Source organism: Sporosarcina ureae, from assembly GCF_029267015.1.
Taxonomy (GTDB): domain Bacteria; phylum Bacillota; class Bacilli; order Bacillales_A; family Planococcaceae; genus Sporosarcina; species Sporosarcina ureae_D.
On the sequence record NZ_JARIEA010000028.1, the window covers coordinates 19,282 to 37,270 of the forward strand.

At 42.8% G+C, this 17,989-nt stretch carries 17 protein-coding genes; 10 read left to right on the top strand and 7 right to left on the bottom strand.

Annotation, left to right across the window (positions count from 1 at the left end):
• Positions 1 to 27: 27 nt before the first annotated feature.
• The 4 genes from Q7P97_RS04135 to Q7P97_RS04150 form a co-directional block, all read right to left on the bottom strand.
• Entirely contained in the window at positions 28 to 1,203 is a 1,176-nt protein-coding gene (locus tag Q7P97_RS04135) for an MFS transporter (protein ID WP_303966988.1), read from the bottom strand.
• A gap of 644 nt (positions 1,204 to 1,847) precedes the next feature.
• A complete protein-coding gene (locus Q7P97_RS04140) occupies positions 1,848 to 4,253 on the bottom strand; it encodes a heavy metal translocating P-type ATPase (protein WP_303966990.1) in 2,406 nt (801 codons plus the stop codon).
• A 20-nt stretch (positions 4,254 to 4,273) separates the two neighbouring features.
• Positions 4,274 to 4,483 carry a copper chaperone CopZ gene (gene copZ / locus Q7P97_RS04145; RefSeq protein WP_303966993.1) on the bottom strand — a complete coding sequence of 70 codons (210 nt, stop codon included), beginning with the start codon at positions 4,481 to 4,483 and terminating at the stop codon, positions 4,274 to 4,276.
• A 12-nt stretch (positions 4,484 to 4,495) separates the two neighbouring features.
• Positions 4,496 to 4,825, bottom strand: a complete 330-nt coding sequence (locus Q7P97_RS04150) for a metal-sensing transcriptional repressor (protein ID WP_303966995.1) — start codon at positions 4,823 to 4,825, stop codon at positions 4,496 to 4,498.
• Between the two features lie 242 nt (positions 4,826 to 5,067).
• Between Q7P97_RS04150 and Q7P97_RS04155 the strand changes: the two genes are divergently transcribed.
• Positions 5,068 to 5,208, top strand: a complete 141-nt coding sequence (locus Q7P97_RS04155) for an Lmo0850 family protein (protein WP_198166243.1) — start codon at positions 5,068 to 5,070, stop codon at positions 5,206 to 5,208.
• 67 nt (positions 5,209 to 5,275) lie between these two features.
• On the opposite strand, the gene Q7P97_RS04160 is transcribed toward Q7P97_RS04155, so the two are convergent.
• Together Q7P97_RS04160 and Q7P97_RS04165 are read right to left on the bottom strand one after the other, a co-directional pair.
• Positions 5,276 to 5,620: a zinc ribbon domain-containing protein YjdM gene (locus tag Q7P97_RS04160; RefSeq protein WP_303966998.1), complete on the bottom strand. Its 345-nt coding sequence runs from the start codon at positions 5,618 to 5,620 to the stop codon at positions 5,276 to 5,278.
• Between the two features lie 72 nt (positions 5,621 to 5,692).
• Positions 5,693 to 6,880 carry an FtsW/RodA/SpoVE family cell cycle protein gene (locus Q7P97_RS04165; RefSeq protein WP_303967001.1) on the bottom strand — a complete coding sequence of 396 codons (1,188 nt, stop codon included), beginning with the start codon at positions 6,878 to 6,880 and terminating at the stop codon, positions 5,693 to 5,695.
• A 227-nt stretch (positions 6,881 to 7,107) separates the two neighbouring features.
• Here Q7P97_RS04165 and Q7P97_RS04170 point away from each other — a divergent pair, with 227 nt between their 5' ends.
• From Q7P97_RS04170 to Q7P97_RS04195, 6 genes are all read left to right on the top strand, one after another.
• A complete protein-coding gene (locus Q7P97_RS04170) occupies positions 7,108 to 8,169 on the top strand; it encodes a D-alanine--D-alanine ligase (protein ID WP_303967004.1) in 1,062 nt (353 codons plus the stop codon).
• Positions 8,170 to 8,183: 14 nt separating this feature from the next.
• Positions 8,184 to 9,554 (top strand): UDP-N-acetylmuramoyl-tripeptide--D-alanyl-D-alanine ligase, encoded by a 1,371-nt coding sequence (locus Q7P97_RS04175; RefSeq protein ID WP_303967007.1) that lies wholly within the window; start codon positions 8,184 to 8,186, stop codon positions 9,552 to 9,554.
• On the top strand, positions 9,551 to 10,243 hold the full coding sequence (locus tag Q7P97_RS04180) for an alpha/beta hydrolase (protein WP_303967010.1): 693 nt from the start codon (positions 9,551 to 9,553) through the stop codon (positions 10,241 to 10,243). The genes Q7P97_RS04175 and Q7P97_RS04180 overlap by 4 nt, the downstream gene beginning before the upstream one ends.
• 430 nt (positions 10,244 to 10,673) lie before the next feature.
• Positions 10,674 to 12,194, top strand: coding sequence for a degradosome RNA helicase CshA (gene cshA, locus Q7P97_RS04185; RefSeq protein ID WP_303967012.1), 1,521 nt, complete (start codon positions 10,674 to 10,676; stop codon positions 12,192 to 12,194).
• A gap of 133 nt (positions 12,195 to 12,327) precedes the next feature.
• Complete coding sequence (locus Q7P97_RS04190) at positions 12,328 to 12,807, top strand: PH domain-containing protein (protein WP_303967015.1); 480 nt, start codon at positions 12,328 to 12,330, stop codon at positions 12,805 to 12,807.
• Positions 12,800 to 14,341 (top strand): PH domain-containing protein, encoded by a 1,542-nt coding sequence (locus Q7P97_RS04195; protein WP_303967018.1) that lies wholly within the window; start codon positions 12,800 to 12,802, stop codon positions 14,339 to 14,341. Before Q7P97_RS04190 ends, Q7P97_RS04195 begins: the two co-directional genes overlap by 8 nt.
• A 185-nt stretch (positions 14,342 to 14,526) precedes the next feature.
• On the opposite strand, the gene Q7P97_RS04200 is transcribed toward Q7P97_RS04195, so the two are convergent.
• Positions 14,527 to 15,132 (bottom strand): rhomboid family intramembrane serine protease, encoded by a 606-nt coding sequence (locus Q7P97_RS04200; RefSeq protein WP_303967019.1) that lies wholly within the window; start codon positions 15,130 to 15,132, stop codon positions 14,527 to 14,529.
• A gap of 68 nt (positions 15,133 to 15,200) precedes the next feature.
• Between Q7P97_RS04200 and acpS the strand changes: the two genes are divergently transcribed.
• From acpS to alr, 3 genes are all read left to right on the top strand, one after another.
• A complete protein-coding gene (gene acpS / locus Q7P97_RS04205) occupies positions 15,201 to 15,557 on the top strand; it encodes a holo-ACP synthase (RefSeq protein WP_303967021.1) in 357 nt (118 codons plus the stop codon).
• Positions 15,558 to 15,652: 95 nt separating this feature from the next.
• A complete protein-coding gene (locus tag Q7P97_RS04210) occupies positions 15,653 to 16,687 on the top strand; it encodes a LolA family protein (protein ID WP_303967023.1) in 1,035 nt (344 codons plus the stop codon).
• 88 nt (positions 16,688 to 16,775) lie between these two features.
• Positions 16,776 to 17,888 carry an alanine racemase gene (gene alr, locus Q7P97_RS04215; protein WP_303967024.1) on the top strand — a complete coding sequence of 371 codons (1,113 nt, stop codon included), beginning with the start codon at positions 16,776 to 16,778 and terminating at the stop codon, positions 17,886 to 17,888.
• The last annotated feature ends 101 nt before the right edge of the window (positions 17,889 to 17,989 follow it).

The following is a 17,989-nucleotide window of genomic DNA, read 5'->3' on the forward strand; positions in this document are numbered from 1 at the left end:
GTAAGATAAAACTTCATCCGTATGGTATCAAGCAACAGGTTTTGCAGTGTTTCGTAAAGACCGTGTTGATTTACGGAATATAAACACTAAGATTATGGAGAGTAATGCGATAATTGCAGAAATAAAGTACATATTACCTGCTTGCATGGTGAATACCCATGTAAATAACAACGGACCAATAATCCGCCCCATATTATCCATAGAGTAGGAGAGACCCGCTGCAGTTCCATACATACCGCCCGATTCTTTAGTTGTGAGTGATACGAGTACTGTCCTGACAAGTGCATTACCGGCAGTGAATACACTCATTGCAAAACCTGCCCATAGTAAACTTGTGGAAAATGGAATGAGTATTAGGCCGATTGCTGTAACGACTTGCGCGACGATAATCCATGAAGTTTCTGTACCATTCTTCACGCGTCGTACCACACCACCTTGAATGGCGGCATCCACAAGACCACTTGCCATAAATAAATAGCCTAGTTGTAGTGGTGTAATTTGAATTTTATCGATTTGAAACAGCTGGAATGTTGCTTCGACGCCAGCGAGTAAAAACGTGATGATGAATGATGTGATGAATAGATAGCGAATACGATATGTCCATAAGGTAGAAGCACCTTTTGGAATAATAGCTCGTTTATTCCCTTCACTATGACGGTCAGGCTCTTTGAGAATAATCATAGCGTACACAGTTAATAGCAGAGTCAATGAACCGGAAGCGATGAATGGTAGTTGCAAATGGACGTCGCCTAGAATACCCCCAATTGCTGGTCCGAAAATGAATCCGAGACCGATTGACATGCCGAGTAGACCCATGTACTTATTCCGATTCTCTTCTGTCGTGATATCAGCAACAAACCCAGTCACTGCGGTATATAACGCACCTGAGAAGATACCTCCTACTACGCGCGAAACATAAAGCAGAACTATATGGTGCATAAACGCTGCAAATAAGAAGAAGCTTAGGCTAAAACCGAGCAAGCCAATCATAATCAGTCTCTTTCTACCTGTACGATCAGACAGCGCGCCCCATAATGGCGCAGTGAAGAATGAGGAAAGGGCGTAGATCGTCAGCAGACCACCGACATGCACTTCTGAAAAGCCTTCAGCTAGGATGACTTCGGGTAAAATAGGGATGATGATGCCGAATCCGAGGTAAACGAAGAACTGGACGGACATCAATAATAATATCGTTTTCTTCATATGTAACCTGCTTTCTGTCTGAATAGTTTCTTTCTTATCGTACGATGAAAAGGGGGAGCGTTCAAGTAGGAGTGAGGGAATTGGTATACGTGAGGGGACGGAAGCGGATTGTAGATGGTTTTTGAAATATTAAAAGCAAATTCAAAGTCAAATTCAAAGTCAAATTCAAAGTCAAAGTCAAAGTCAAAGTCAAAGTCAAAGTCTTAGGAGAAATGAGTGAGTTTGTGAGTGGTTCGGGATGGAAGCTCCAGTTGGCGGACGCTTTCCCATGGGCTCTCGGTGAGCCAACCAGTTCGCTGCGCTCTCTTTTGGTTGTCTCTCCTTTCGAGCTGATCCATCGGGAGTCGCCGCCAACTTCCGCTTCCATCCTACTTTTATAGTGCAGGTACTTAGATCACTCACTGTAGGTAGTGTGTGAATTATTGTTTTGTTTTAACTTCTTTAGATTCAAGTTCTACAGTTCAAAATCGATTACAATACTTATTTTAATGAGCAAGTAAAGGGTATCATCTACTTACATTACAAATCCCCACCCCAACACTCCTGCCAGCCTATCTGTTTAGCTTATTTAACCTTCACTTCAAAAACAAAAAAGACTACCCCAGAAAGTCGTATATTCCGACTTCTGGGGCAGTCTAATACTTTTAATGCAACTTCACTCGCTGTAGACGTAAAGCGTTTAACACGACTGACACCGAACTGAATGCCATCGCAGCGCCTGCTAGCCATGGTGCTAGCAGACCGGCTGCTGCAATTGGAATGCCGATCGAGTTATACGCAAGTGCCCAGAACAAGTTCTGCTTAATGTTCCGGACCGTCAACCCACTCATCTTCACTGTATCCACAACGCGTAATAAATCACCATGCATCAGCGTCACGTCAGCCGCTTCCATCGCGACCGCTGTTCCGGTACCCATCGCCATACCGATATCGGCAACTGCGAGGGCAGGTGCATCGTTAATACCGTCACCGACCATCGCGACACGCTTTCCTTCAGCTTGCAGCGAACGAATGACTTCTGCTTTACGGTCCGGCAATACACCTGCAATTACATGATCGATTCCAGCCGTATTCGCAATGGCCTGTGCCGTCATTTGCTGATCTCCAGTTAACATGATGACATCGAGACCCATAGCCCGTAGCTCAGCAATGGCCTGACTAGATGTTTCCTTAATCATATCCGCAACGGCAATGACCGCTTCATGTACACCGTCTAATGCCATGAACATAACCGTCTTTCCGTCGCCTTCCATTTGTTCTACAGAAGCAATTGTCGAATCAAATTCCACATCATAGCGAGAGAGTAGATTCTTTGTACCGAGTAAAACAATCTGTCCCTCGATCACTGTACGAATTCCGTAACCCGGAATCGCTTCGAATGAATCAACCGTTGGCAATGTAGAAAGTTGCTCCAGTCCATAAGAAGTAATAGCTTTTGCAACAGGGTGCTCAGAGTCACTTTCGGAAGCCGCAGCAAGTGATAACAAAGACATTCGCTGTTTTTCATCCCGAACATGGAAATCTGTCAGTTCTGGAAGACCTTTTGTGATCGTTCCTGTTTTATCAAATACAATCGTATCAATAGATCGAGTCTGCTCCATTGCTTCAGCCGTTTTAAATAACACGCCTTCTTCTGCAGCTCGTCCTGAACCTGCCATTATAGAAGTTGGAGTAGCGAGACCTAGTGCACACGGACATGCAATGACCAGTACGGCAATCATGCTTGTTAGAGAAGCTTCGAAATCACCAGGTGCGACTACGAAATACCAGATGAGAAACGTAATGATCGCAATTCCGACAACGACAGGTACAAACACGCCGGAAATTCGGTCAGCCAGTCGTTGGATGGGTGCTTTTGATCCTTGTGCTTCTTCTACGACCCGAATGATCGTGGATAGCATGGTGTCTTTACCTACGTTCGATGCTTCTACGCGTAATGAACCGTTAGCATTCACTGTAGCAGCGAATACTTCATCACCGTTTTGTTTATCGACGGGTAAGCTTTCGCCTGTTAGCATCGACTCATCCACTGCAGAAGCTCCAGATAAGACAATTCCGTCCACCGGAATAGAAGCTCCAGGCCGAATAACTAGAATATCTCCGTGAGCTACTTCGTGAATAGGTATTTCGATGACTTCACCATCGCGTTCTAAAATAGCCACTTGTGGTTGCAACTTCATCAGATTTTTTATTGCATCTGATGAGCGACCTTTAGCACGTGCTTCGAATACTTTACCTAATAAAATCAATGTAATTAACACTGCACTTGTTTCGAAATACAACCCATGTTCTAGTGCGAAACCAGTCAATACAAGATAGACCGAATAGAAATAGGCGGCAGACGTACCGAGTACAACGAGTACGTCCATATTGGCACTGCCATTACGTAGAGCAGCATACGCGCCTTTATAGAACGTAGCACCAATCCAAAATTGTACGGGTGTAGCTAATGCCCATTGGAAATAGGGATTCATAAATATTTCCGGCACATACATCCAAGAAGTGAAGGAAAAGTGTGCGAACATCGTCCACAAAAGCGGCAAGGACAGGATAGCGGAAATAATCAGCTTGCGCGTCTTTTCATCTATCTCCTTCTGCCGATGATCAGTTTGTTCAGCGGATTCCTCTGAACGAGGTGCTGCTTCATAACCGATCTTTTTAATCTTTTGTAAAATATCCGTTAAATCTAAAGCGGCAGGGTCATAACTTACATGAGCAGTTTCAAGTGCTAAGTTGACGGAAGCAGATTGAATACCAGACGTACGTGATAATACTTTTTCAATGCGTGCAGAACAAGCCGCACATGTCATGCCACTAATATTCAGATTTACTTCTTCCATCAACACATCATAACCTAGCTTTCGAATTCGTTCTTCTACGTCAGTTAATCCTATTTGTTCAGAATCAAATGTAACAGCTGCCTTTTCTGTCGCAAAATTCACGTTAGCAGTAGATACACCTTCTAATCGTTGCAGACCTTTTTCAATGCGATTAGCACAAGCTGCACACGTCATACCTGTAATAGCAAATTCTGATTTTTGTTCACTCATGATGCAGGACACCTCTTTCGTTACGCTTCGACGTCATATCCTTGATCTTCAATTGCTTCTGTCATCTGAGCCACGTTTACCGCTGATTCATCGTACTGAACTACTACGTTATTAGCTTTTAAATCAACCAAAGCACGTTCTACTCCTGTTAATTCTGTTAAAGCACCTTCAACTGCTTGTACACAATGGTTGCATGTCATTCCTGATACTTTCAATGTTGTTTCTGTCATGTATGATTCCTCCTATTTTCTAATTAATTTAGCTATGGTTTTGACCAGTTCATCTAATACTTCTTCGTCCCCTTCAGCTAATCTAGTTTTGACGCAGCCTTTTAAGTGTCCATCCAATAAAACATTGGCGACACTATTCAAAGCAGATTGTGTAGCAGACAGTTGGGTAATAATATCATCACAATATACATCGCGCTCTACCATCCCTTTAATGCCACGGATCTGACCTTCGATACGGTTTAAACGATGGGTCAAGTTCGTTTTAATTTCTTCTGAATGATGACTCTTGCGGCAGGAAACTTCTACTTCTTCTAGCAAAGAGTCTTCGGGTAATAATGTCACTGGTTGTCCACCACCTTTCATTTATATTCATCGTAACATACGTATGGGGGGTATGTGAAATCATCTGTTTTTTTAAAAAAGGTTTAAAACTTGCAAAAAAAGTGAAAATGTAACATAAATGAAAGATTTAAAATGCAAGTAAAGTGGTATGATATAGGTAATCAATAATTTTTTAAAAAATCGAGAACTTCATAAGTGATTAAACGTCTATATAATTAACCCAGAAGGTTGAGGTGGAAGAAGTGGCTAAAGAGATGGATTTCAAGAAAATTATTTCCAATTTGGCAAAGCTTGGTGTTTCCGCAAAACTCACAAAATCTAGAAGCGATATGTTGCAAGCGTTGACGCCTGCAGTACAAGTACCGCCTGTTCAAACTAACTAAACATAAGATCATACGAAAAGCTCACCCCCGAATGTTCGAGGGTGAGCTTTTCGTGTTAGGTAAAGTATTAAATTTTCTTCACAAACTCCGATTTTAGTTGCATAGCGCCAAATCCATCAATTTTACAATCGATATTATGATCGCCATCTACTAAACGGATACTTTTTACTTTCGTTCCCATTTTCAGTGGATTGGAACTTCCTTTCACTTTTAAATCTTTGATGACTGTTACAGAATCTCCATCCTGCAACACATTGCCATTAGCATCCTTGATCTCTGGCATTTCTAAGGAGTCGGATTCTTCCACTGATCCTGGAGTCCACTCGTATGCACATTCCGGACAAACAAGAAGGTTTCCATCTTCGTACGTATATTCCGATTGGCATTTTGGACAATTTGGTAAAGTTGACATAAAAAAACCCCCATTCCTATACAGTCTACACAATTTGTGACTGCTCGAAAAGGGGGGCGTGGCATTCATTCATTACAAATCATCGTCATCCGCATCAAATAAATAGGTCCGCTGATGGAACTTCATACTAAAGATTAAACCGATGGCCAGCATATTACTGAATAAGGAACTTCCTCCGTAACTGATGAACGGCAATGGGATTCCTGTAATCGGTAATAGTTGAATATTCATGCCGATGTTTTCGAATACATGGAACGCAATCATCGCAATGATCCCTGTACATACATATACGCTGAACGGATCATGTAGTGAAAGAGCTACTTTGGTTAAATGATAAATTAAAATGAAATATAAGGTGATGACTAAACAAGCACCGATAAAACCGTATTCTTCACCTATTACACTGAAGATGAAGTCGGTATGATTCTCGGGGATGTAAACGACGCGCTCTAGAAACCCTTTGCCTGTCAGTTCTCCTGAGCCTATTGCGGTCATTGCCGTAATGAGGTTATACCCCTCGTCGGTCGGGTAAGAGTACGGGTCAAGCCATGAATACACTCGCTTAAACTGATAAGGTGAAAAGCCGAATTTATCGAGTAAGTCTTGTGCGAACAATGACATCCATAATATACCACCAGCGGCTGCCGCGCCTAATGAAAAGATGGGAACGAGCAGTTTCCATGAAATACCCGAAACGATAACGATAGCTGCCGTAATCGATATAAATACCAGTGAAGTTCCGAGGTCGGGTTGCTTCATGATAAGGAATAGCGGAACGACTAGCATTAGCGCAATTTTACCGAGCAACAGTAAATCGGTTGTATATGTCCTGTTTAAAGAACGTTCGTTATGCGTGCTGACCATCTTGGCAAGTCCAATAATAAAGAACGTTTTAATGAACTCAGCAGGCTGAATGGTTCCGATGACAGGTAAATGCAACCATCGCTTTGCACTGTAACGCATTTCTGCAATTTGACCTGGTCCACCGGGCGCCAACATAAGAAAAACCAATAGAAAAATACCGAAACCATAGAAATACCAAGCGAACTTTTTATACTGCTCTGGTTCAAAGTACATCACCATTGCGACGATGAAGGAACCGAGTATATACCATCTCACTTGTTTTAAAACGAAGTTCTGTGTATATTGCTCAGAGGTTTGAGCGGATCCAATGACGAAAAAACTGATGATCGCGAAAAGTAAAATGATAAAGGCAAGTGTCCAGTCAAATCGTTCACCTAGCCTGTTTGTTTGCTTCAATTATGAACTCACCTTTTCTTAAGCTAGTATTCTCTTACTATAATCACCTATTATATCGCAAAACTTTTTAAGAAGTACACCCATTACTGGACGAGTTGTGAAATGATTGGTTTCTATTAGAAATAAAAAGAAGTAAAAAGAATGAAGAACGTTGGCTTTTCATTCATGAATTGGCTCCGTTCATGGTAAACTATATGAATGAAAACTACGGAATGCGAGGAGATTACATGAAAAGACGATTAGGTTTAGTATATGGCGGGAAATCCGCAGAGCATGAAGTGTCACTATCCACGGCACGCGCGGTTACACAAGCGCTTGATTTAGATAAGTATGAAGTGTTACCCATCTATATTACGATGCAAGGTGAGTGGTTAAAAGGTGAACCGTTGACTGGACCTGTATCAGAGATCGAGACATTGCGTCTAAAAAGTGAACAACCAAAGTCAGATGACATCGGCAGTTTTTTGCAAGGAGATATGCCTGACGTTATTTTGCCACTTCTTCACGGAACAAATGGGGAAGACGGAACTGTGCAAGGTTTATTTGAAGTTTTAAATATCCCGTATGCAGGTAATGGGGTGCTTGCTTCTTCAGCGGGCATGGATAAAGTCGTAATGAAACAATTATTTGCTCAAGCCGGTTTAGCGCAAGTTGCATATGTCCACTTTATTCGTAGTGCGTGGAAAGAACACGCTGAGCAATTATTGGATCAGGCGGAACAAGAACTTTCGTATCCGATGTTCGTCAAACCGGCTAACCTTGGGTCGAGTGTCGGAATCAGTAAAGCGGATGATCGCGAATCGCTTAAAACGGCAATTGAGCTAGCGTTGAAGTTCGATCGCAAAATTATCGTAGAGCAAGGTATTGTGGCGCGTGAAATCGAAATGGCGGTCCTTGGAAACGATCAACCTAAAGTGTCGATTGCAGGAGAAATCCGTCCGGTTGCTGACTTTTACGATTATGAAGCCAAATACAAAGATCAAAGCACAGAATTATCGATTCCGGCTGAAGTGCCATCTACTGTAGCAGAGCATATGAACGATATGGCGATTCGTGCGTTTAAAGTTCTTGACTGTTCGGGTCTCGTCCGTGCAGACTTTTTCGTCACAGCAGACGATGAAGTATTGATCAATGAAGTGAATACATTACCAGGCTTCACGCCAACTAGTATGTTCCCATTGCTGTGGCAAAAATCCGGATTGACCTATCCTGAATTAATCGATCAGCTAATTGAACTGGCAGTAGAACGTCATATAGAAAAGCAACAACTACAATATACAATGGACTGAGTGGAGGAAGTATCGTGAAACGAAATCTATCAACGATCCAGCAATGGCTTCAGGCAGAAGGACAGCATGTCGCAGAGCAAGAAGTAACAGGCGTCTGCATCGATTCACGGAATGTGCAAGCGGGGGATTTGTTCATCCCTTTTAGAGGGGAACAAGTAAATGGCCATCAATACGTCAAAGGGGCAATTGAGCAAGGAGCAATCGCAGCACTATGGCTGAAAGATGAACCGAATCCGCCTGCAGATATACCGCTGTTGTTCGTCGAGGATGCAGAACTAGCATTACAGCAAATGGCCCGTAGCTACCGAAGTGAATTGACGTGTACTATCATCGGAGTAACAGGGTCAAATGGTAAAACGTCGACAAAAGATCTGATTGCCGGAGTATTATCACCTTATCGCAACGTTAAAAAAACGGAAGGCAACTTCAATAATGAGCTTGGCTTGCCTTTAACATTATTAACTATTGAAGACGACACAGAAGTAGCCATTCTTGAAATGGGGATGAGTGGCTTTGGAGAAATCTCTTTCTTGTCAACACTCGCTAAACCGCAATTTGCTGTCATAACAAATATTGGTGAGGCGCATATGCAAGATCTCGGTTCTCGTGAAGGGATTGCCAAAGCGAAGTTTGAAATTACCGACGGTTTGACGAGTGGCGGCATGCTATTGTACGACGGTGACGAACCGTTACTGCAAGAGCTAGTACGTCAACAACCCGATTTCTATAGTGTGTCATTCGGCTATGATCAAGCAGATTTGACTGCGCAACATATTTTATCTACCGATCAAGGCAGTTCATTCACTGTGACGGGGAAACTTGAAGGTCAGTTTACGATTCCTGTTTACGGATCCCATCAAGTGAAAAATGCGCTGGTCGCGATCATGATCGCAAAAGAGTTAGGCTTGAGCGAAAAACAAATCGAAGAATCACTAAGTGGAACGTCATTAACGGATATGCGCATGCAACCAGTGGCAGGCAAAAACGGATCATTACTTATTAATGATGCTTATAACGCAGCGCCAACTTCTATGCGTGCGGCATTCCGTTTTATAGATGAGACATCCGTCAAAGAAGACAAGTGGCTCGTCCTTGGCGATATGCTGGAGCTTGGCGCCGATGAACGGCACTATCATGAAGGACTGGCAGAGGATGTAAAGAGAATGAACGTGAAGGGAATTGCGCTCTTTGGATCACGCATGAAATGGTTGGCTGATCAATTGACGGATTATCCGGGAGAAGTCATGTGGACGGCGAATGATACGGACTTGCTGGCGGAGGCATTGCGCCCGAAACTAACAGAGCAGACAGTAGTATTGTTTAAAGGGTCTAGAGGAATGAAGTTAGAACGAATCATCGCAATGCTTGCAGAGGAACAGTTGTGACGACTGGTGTTCTCATCGTTCACGGATTTACAGGCGGTCCTTTTGAAGTCGCTCCGTTCAAAAGGTTTCTACAGAATCATACCGATTGGAAAGTAGTAGTGCCGGTTTTACCTGGGCATGAAATGGATCGGGGTATCCAGAAAGGTTCAGCCAAGTCATGGATGATGGTCGCGGAGTTAGAATTAAGAAGACTACAAAAAGAAGTGGATAACGTCATAGTCGTCGGCTTCTCCATGGGTGGTTTGATCGCCATGTATTTGGCTCTGCGTTATCCGATCAAAAAGCTTGTGCTATTAAGTGCTGCGGCAAAATATATTAGTCCACGTATTTTATTGGAAGACGCTAAAATCATGATAAGTTCCTTAAGACATAGGGATTTTCCTCCTGATTCGTTCTATCATCTATATAACTATAAGCTGACAAATACTCCAGTGCGTGTGGCGTTAGAGTTTTTGCGCGTAGTGCGCGAAGTGCGACCGTATCACCATCAAGTCAAAACGCCTGTTTGTATCGTACAAGGGAAGCAAGATGGTATCGTCCCTGCAGTCACAGCAGATTTACTGTACGAACAGCTCGGATCAAAAGAAAAGCATCTAATTTATTCTGAACATGGCAAGCACCATATTTGTTATAGCGAAGATCGCCATGTATGGTTTCCAAAAGTACTGAAGTTCATGGGCAAAGACTGATTAATGGAACTTAAGCGGATTCGTTGCAGTCTTGTGTAAGCCATGGTAGAATGATGAAAGGAATTGGATACATTTACACGGCACTCTTCCGTTATATTATACGGAGAGTACTTTTTTTTGAATAAAACGGTGATTAGTAGGCAGACTAGCAATGATTTGCTGTTTTCACCGCTCGGCAAGGACCGAGCTTTCCTTGTATGTCACGGGTTTTACATTGTGCTGTATAAAAATCTGGACGCAATTACGATAGGTGTAATTGATATGACCCCTCTGCACCCACAAGAATCCTTCTAGAAGATTCTTTTTATAAACCAGAGATGGATATATCGGAAACGCTCCCAACTTTCAAAGTACATGGCTCGAATTTGCCGCGCTTTCATTTGCAGATGTAACCAATTGTCAAATGGAGAAATAAAGGAGATTGAATATTTTGACAAAGTTTTCAGATTTGAACATTAGTGAAACAACACAAAACGCTTTGCTACGCATGGGGTTTGAAGAGGCTACACCAATCCAAGAGGGGACAATCACTTTTGGTATGGAAGGCCGCGACGTAATCGGGCAAGCACAAACAGGTACTGGTAAAACGGCAGCATTCGGTATTCCAATCATTGAGAAATTGGATCCTAAAAGCACTGCAGTTCAAGCGTTGGTCATCGCACCGACACGTGAATTGGCAATCCAAGTATCAGAAGAAATTTACAAAGTAGGCTTCGGTAGCCGCGCGAAAGTACTTTCCGTTTATGGTGGACAGGAAATCGGACGTCAAATCCGTGCACTTCGTAACAATCCAAATATCGTAGTCGGTACACCGGGACGTATTTTGGATCATATTAACCGTAAAACATTGAAGCTTGATCACGTTCAAACACTTGTATTGGACGAGGCAGATGAAATGTTGAACATGGGCTTCATCGAAGATATTAACACAATTCTTGCAAGCGTACCGGCTGAGCGCCAGACATTGCTATTCTCAGCAACTATGCCTGCTCCAATCCGTAAAATTGCAGAAACTTTCATGAAAAACCCAGAAATAGTAAAAATCAAATCAAAAGAAATGACTGTTGAGAACATTGAACAGTTCTTCGTAAAGTCTCATGAACGTGAGAAATTTGATGTGTTATCAAGATTGTTGAACGTTCAACAACCTGAATTGGCTATCGTATTCGGCCGTACAAAGCGCCGGGTAGATGAGTTGGCTCATGCACTAAGTATTCGCGGCTATATTGCTGAAGGAATCCACGGTGACTTGACACAAGCAAAACGTATGTCAGTTTTGCGTCAGTTCAAAGACAATAAAATCGATGTACTTGTAGCGACAGACGTAGCTGCACGTGGATTAGACATCTCAGGTGTAACACACGTTTACAACTTTGATATTCCACAAGATCCAGAAAGCTATGTTCACCGTATCGGTCGTACTGGCCGTGCTGGTAAAAGTGGAGTGGCTGTTACATTCGTAACACCACGTGAAATGGGCTACCTTCGCATCGTTGAGGAAACGACTAAGAAGCGTATGACTCCTTTACGTCCACCAACTTCTGATGAGGCTTTGCTTGAACAGAAGAAAAATGCAGTGGATTCATTGGTAGAAACAATTGAACAGAAAAATTCAGAGGATTATGCTGGATTAGCAGCACAATTACTTGAGAAGCATGATGCAAAAGAAATTGTAGCAGCAGCACTTAAGTCATTGACTAAAAGCGTTGATGAGACGCCTGTAAGTATTTCAGAAGAGCGTCCATTACCTTCACGCAGACCTTCTTCATCACGTTCTGGCGGCTATAAAGGCGGCAATCGTAGTGGCGGCGGACGTTCACAAGGCGGACGCGGCAGAAGCGGTGGCGGTTCATCAGCTGGTGGATCAAACAGACGTAGCAGCGGACCTCGCGATGGCGCAAGAAGAGATGGCGCATCAAGACGCAGCAGCAGTAATCGTTCAGAAAGATAAAATAGACAAAAATCCGGGCCTGCATTATAGCAGCCCGGATTTTTTTGTCGTGAATATGATATGATCGATTAAATGAAACATTTTGCATGTTGTTACGTATGTATGTGTAGGTATTCGAAAAGAGGTGGATCTAGTGAGGCAACAACCGTCAAATCAAATCTCCAGAAAAGGGTTAACGGTGTGGAGATTATATGGAACGATTCAAAGCGTCATTATATTGCTGATCGCAGTCGGAGTTGGTTTTTTATCATGTTTTTTTAATTGGCCCGTTTGGATTATGATCGTCGTTTCTGTAGCTGTACTATTATATGCATTTTTATCAATTTATTTATTTCCAAAAATACGTTGGCAACGCTGGCGTTATGAAGTGCGTGAAGCGGAGATAGAGCTGCAGCACGGATTGTTTATCGTCAATCGCACGCTGATACCGATGGTGCGTGTTCAGCACGTGGATACAGCAGAAGGACCGATTCTACGCAAATATGGTCTAGCGTCCATCACGATTTCTACCGCAGCAACAAATCATTCCATTCCTGCATTAGTAACAGAAGAGGCGGATGAACTGCGCAATCGGATTTCGACGTTTGCAAGGGTGGCGAAAGACGATGTCTGAACAACGCTATAAACTTCATTGGATCACAGCTGTCGTCGAGACTGCGAAAACACTGAAAGATTTAATTGGTCCATTCATTATTTTAGTCTTTGTGAATGGTTTCAAAGGAGAGAGTACAGCGCCTTGGTATATCCAATATTGGACGTTACTCCTGTTTGGTGTGTTAATCGTATTTACGCTTGTATCAGGTATTGTGAAATGGCGTCGCTTTGATTATTGGTTCGAGGATCAAGAACTGCGTATCGTATCGGGTTTGTTTGTCAGGAAAAAGCGTTATATCCCTTTTGACCGCATTCAAAGCTTAGATTACACAGAAGGGATTTTTCATCGTCCATTTCAATTAGTAAAAGTTAAAATCGAAACGGCGGGTTCTTCTTCCGGTAAAGATGCTGAAGCAGAATTGACTGCAATCACGAAAGAAGCAGCCGAACAGATTGAACGTGAAATTCAACAAGCAAAAAAAGTGAAAATAATCGGACCTATGCCTGTCTTGTCTCATCAAGAGGAATGGCAGTTGTTTCGAGAACCTGAAGAAGAAATTCAAACCGTGCATCAACCAGCACCCGTCATTTTCTCTATGACGACAGGCGACTTGCTCATGCTTGCGACAACGTCAGGGGGCATTGGGGTTATTTTATCGGGTGCTCTCGTGTTTTTATCGCAAATCGAAGAACTTATACCGTACGACTGGTTGTTTGGAGAGTTAGAATCATTCATCCGTATTGGCGTCTTCGTCATCACGATTTTAATAGTACTCGGCTTTCTGATCGTTTGGCTACTATCCGTCGCGATGACATTCCTTGCGAATTACGATTTCAAAGTCATGCTTGAGAAAGATGATCTAATTATAACCAGAGGGTTGCTTGAGAAGAAACGAGTAACTGTTCCGTTGAAACGTGTACAAAATATTACTATAGCTGAAAACCCTTTACGCCAGCTATTCGGCTATGGAGCGGTCATTATCAATAGTGCGGGAGGGGTAGGGGAAGGTTCGCGTATCAAACTGTTTCCCTTAGCAAAACGAAACCGTATTATAGAACCGTTGCAGGAGCTGTTTCCGAATATAGACTTTAGTGAGCCGAAAGAGAAAATTGGAAGCAGAGGGAAGCGTTTTTACTACCGTTTTAAATTACTTGTGACATTGATTCCAATAGCGATTGTCTCGTATAATTTTTTCCCGTATGGCTTGCTGACATTATTACTCTTACCGCTAGTCGGATTGCTTGGCATTTGGCAATACAATACAGCTGCTTACACGATCTTGCCGAAGCAATTGACGATGCGTTTTCGCGCAATCAGTCGGCAGACAGTGTTCACCGAAAAGAATCGTATTCAGTCGATGGAAGTAGATCAGAACTATTTCCACCGGAGAAAAAGAGTCGCAACCATCACAGCCAACGTCAAATCCGGCATGACACTCGACGCCCCAGCGATTCGCCACATGCCGCAGGAAGATGCAGAAAAGTTCTTGTCTTGGTATGAGTATCATCCAGAAACCCCAGAAACACATACACAAACAGAGCCAGACAACTAAACCTGTCTGGCTTTTGTGACTAAATGAAAGTGGATAAGCTGACGAGGGATGGTGGAGGGGAATGGCGCTTCGGAGGGGACGCGTCTACCTGGAGCGCAAATCTCTATCCTTCACACATGTGTACACTTTTCTGTTTCTATGCAAAAAGCCAAACAAGGATAATCCCTGTCTGGCTTTGCATGACGCTATTTTTTTCGCCAACTGACGATGTTCTTCGGATTGAAGAAGCTCAGTCCAATCAGGAAGCCGGTGATCAGCCCAGCAATATGCGCTGTCACGTTAATATTCGTCCCGACAAATGTCATCACAATACTAATGACGATAATCGGTAAAATAACCTGTCTCAACTGCGGGAATGCATGCTTCGTATAATACACAAGCGCACCAAACGCACCAAACACACCGAAAATCGCACCACTTGCACCGACGTGCGTATAAGCAGCAGGTTGCACGAAGTATGTTGCGATATCGCCGAACAAGCCGGCTAACATATACACCGTAATAAAACGTGCTTTCCCTGCAATCTTCTCAAGCTCTGGTCCGAAAACGAAAAGCGAGAACATGTTAAATAGCAGGTGCATGAAACCGCCATGCAAAAACATCGGTGTTAGTAGGCGCCAATACTCTCCATTCGCAATGAGGAAGTTGTCCCCTAAGCCAAGTAAAAAGAGTTGATCTCCAATGCCGGGAATCAGTGTGTAGATAAATATCCCGATATTCAAGGCTAACAAAAATGTCACGACGGGGTAGGCGCGAACATATTGTGAAAAGTTTTCTGTTCGTATAAACATGGTTTCACCTCAATCTTCTGTACTGATTATACATAGTATTTAACTTGAAGGGAAAGGAGTTGTTCATTTTGATTCAAGGAATTGGATTAGACATCGTAGAATTGGATCGCGTAGCTCGTTTGGATGGTCGCAATAGTAAATTTCGAGAGCGCATATTATCCGAAAGGGAATTAAGTGTTTATGAAACTTTAAGTGGTCATCGAAAAATAGAATACTTGGCAGGTCGGTTTGCTGCGAAAGAAGCGTTTTCGAAAGCTCGCGGCACTGGAATCGGAACAGATTGCAATTTTCTCGATATTGAAGTCATTGCTGAAGCAAGCGGACGTCCTGTACTGTACTTCCGTAAACAGCTAGCTCAAGGGTTCGTCAGCATTACACACACTCAAACAGTAGCTGCGGCGCAAGTGGTTTTGATAGAATCTTGAAAGCGGCCAAATAGAAATTAAAACAAGCTCGCATATTCGATTCATCCCTCTCATAAGATAAGCTACCCGAATTGATTGGAGAAAGGATGAAAAGAATGCGGAAAAAGATTATGTTATTAGCAGTTGTAGCAGTTATGTTGGTACTAGGAGGATGCGGTAAGCCTTCCAAAGAAGATGTCATGAAGAAGCTTAGCAATAAGTGGAATGAAACAAAAGGCTATGAGCTAAATGCCTCGATGGAAATCAAAACAGGTTCAGAACCTCGGGTGTACAATGTAGAAGTATGGCATACCAAGCCAGAGTTTTACAAAGTAAATGTGACGCAATCGGGTAATGGTGAGTCACAAATGATTGTTCGTAACGAAGAAGGTGTATTCGTCATTACACCATCACTAGGTAAAACGTATAAGTTCCAAAGTGATTGGCCTGCCCAGAACAGTCAAGGATACTTAATCGGAACCCTTGCTGAAGATATTAAGGCAGACAAAGCGGCGGTCATGGAAGAAAAGGAAAAAGAGTATGTCTTTGAAACGGCTACACGCAATAATCATAAGTCACTTTTACCAACTCAGAAGATTCATATTGATAAAAAGACATTGTTGCCAAGCAAGGTGACGATTCACGATGAAAATGGTGAAGAAAAGATCTCCATTAAGTTCGATAAGATTGCATTGGGTGTAGAGCATAAAGTTGCTGAATATAAGGTGAAAATGGAAAAACCGAAAGCGGACGGTGACAAAGCAGATACTGATGAAGAAGCAACAGAAGATGATGGGGAAGACCAAGCTAAGGCGAATCAACAAACCTACTATCCGGTTGCAAATCTTCAAGGTACGACACTGTCAGAAGAGAAGAGTGTAGAAATTGAGAATGGACAGCGTGTGATCATGACATTCAGTGGGGATAAGGAGTATGTTGTTATTCAGGAACCAGCTGAAAAGCCATTAAATGAAATGCCTGTATCCATAGAAGGTGATCCCGTTGATCTAGGATTCGCAGTGGCGGCATTGACAGAACAATCGATTCATTGGGAAGCGAATGGCATGGCGTTCTTTGTGGCATCGGATATGTTAAGCAAGGAAGAGTTAATTACTGTAGCAAACTCGATGACAGCAACAGAATCGAAATAATCAACAACTGAAATCAATTGACTTGGCTATGCCTTTGGATAGATAATTATTTTATGCGACAGTCTATCCTATAACGAGGTGGAAAGTAATGTTCAACGAAACGGAATATCGGCCAACACGTGCGATTATTAATACAGCGGCTATTAAGCATAATGCAAAACACCTCATTTCTTATTTACCTAAAGAAACTAAGCTGATCGCGGTCGTTAAATCAGATGGTTACGGGCATGGAGTAGCAGAGGCTGCTTCCGCTGCATTGCAGGCGGGAGCAGAAATGTTCGCTGTTGCCACGCCGGACGAAGCAATGACGCTTAGAAAAACACAGCCAACTGCCGATATACTTGTGCTGGGGGTTTCACCAGTTTCGTTTGCAGCTATAGCGGCGCAGCAACGTATTATTCTAACGGTCACAAGTGCGAATTGGGTAAAACAAGTAAATGCTCAGCAACCGTTTGATAATAAATGTAGAATTCATGTAAAAATCGACAGCGGAATGGGTAGAATTGGAGTACGAACTGAAGAAGAACTTGCGCAATTAGTGAAATGTATTCAACAGTCTAGTCTAGCTATAGATGGTGTATTTACTCATTTTTCACGTGCTGATGAAGAGGATCGAGAGCCAACGCGGCGACAGTTTGAACGATTCATGCACCTTGTGAATTGCTTGCCTAAAAAGCCACGTCTCGTTCACGCGTCAAATAGTGCAGGGGCACTACTGTTTCCTGATTACGCATTAGATGCCGTTCGTTTTGGTATAGGTTTATACGGCATCCCGCCTTCCGATACGGTAGCGAAGCAGTTACCTTTTAAACTCGAACGGGCATTGACGATTGAAACTGAAGTAGCGTATGTGAAAAAAATGACGGCTGGTGAAAAAATTAGCTACGGTGGGTCGTATGAAGCAGCTGAAGGAGAATGGATTGCTACATTGCCGATAGGCTACGCAGATGGATTGAAGCGTTCGCTGGACGGGCAGGAAGTGCTGATTGACGGTAAAAGGGTGCCTATTGTCGGAACCATTTGTATGGACCAATGCATGATCCGATTACCTTGTGAATACCCTGAAGGTGAAAAAGTAGTATTGATAGGCAAACAAGGCAACGAAGAAATAGTTATAGAAGAATGGTCTGAACGTTTACACACAATTCCCTATGAAGTAGCTGTAACGTTTTCCACACGAATACCTAGAATCTATACGTAATAAAGGTCGAAACTATCTGGCAGAATATATGACGTAATGTCCATTCGATTCGACACGCTACTGACTAAACTAGTATTTCTTGTCAGAACACTCAAATCCTT

What these genes read in the sequence shown, in the direction of transcription:
- Q7P97_RS04160 (WP_303966998.1), bottom strand. Translation starts at nt 5,620, where the DNA reads ATGTCAACTTTACCAAATTGTCCAAAATGCCAATCGGAATATACGTAC.
- Q7P97_RS04200 (WP_303967019.1), bottom strand. Translation starts at nt 15,132, where the DNA reads ATGTTTATACGAACAGAAAACTTTTCACAATATGTTCGCGCCTACCCC.
- Q7P97_RS04195 (WP_303967018.1), top strand. Translation starts at nt 12,800, where the DNA reads ATGTCTGAACAACGCTATAAACTTCATTGGATCACAGCTGTCGTCGAG.
- Q7P97_RS04170 (WP_303967004.1), top strand. Translation starts at nt 7,108, where the DNA reads ATGAAAAGACGATTAGGTTTAGTATATGGCGGGAAATCCGCAGAGCAT.
- copZ (WP_303966993.1), bottom strand. Translation starts at nt 4,483, where the DNA reads ATGACAGAAACAACATTGAAAGTATCAGGAATGACATGCAACCATTGT.
- alr (WP_303967024.1), top strand. Translation starts at nt 16,776, where the DNA reads ATGTTCAACGAAACGGAATATCGGCCAACACGTGCGATTATTAATACA.
- Q7P97_RS04135 (WP_303966988.1), bottom strand. Translation starts at nt 1,203, where the DNA reads ATGAAGAAAACGATATTATTATTGATGTCCGTCCAGTTCTTCGTTTAC.
- Q7P97_RS04140 (WP_303966990.1), bottom strand. Translation starts at nt 4,253, where the DNA reads ATGAGTGAACAAAAATCAGAATTTGCTATTACAGGTATGACGTGTGCA.
- Q7P97_RS04210 (WP_303967023.1), top strand. Translation starts at nt 15,653, where the DNA reads ATGCGGAAAAAGATTATGTTATTAGCAGTTGTAGCAGTTATGTTGGTA.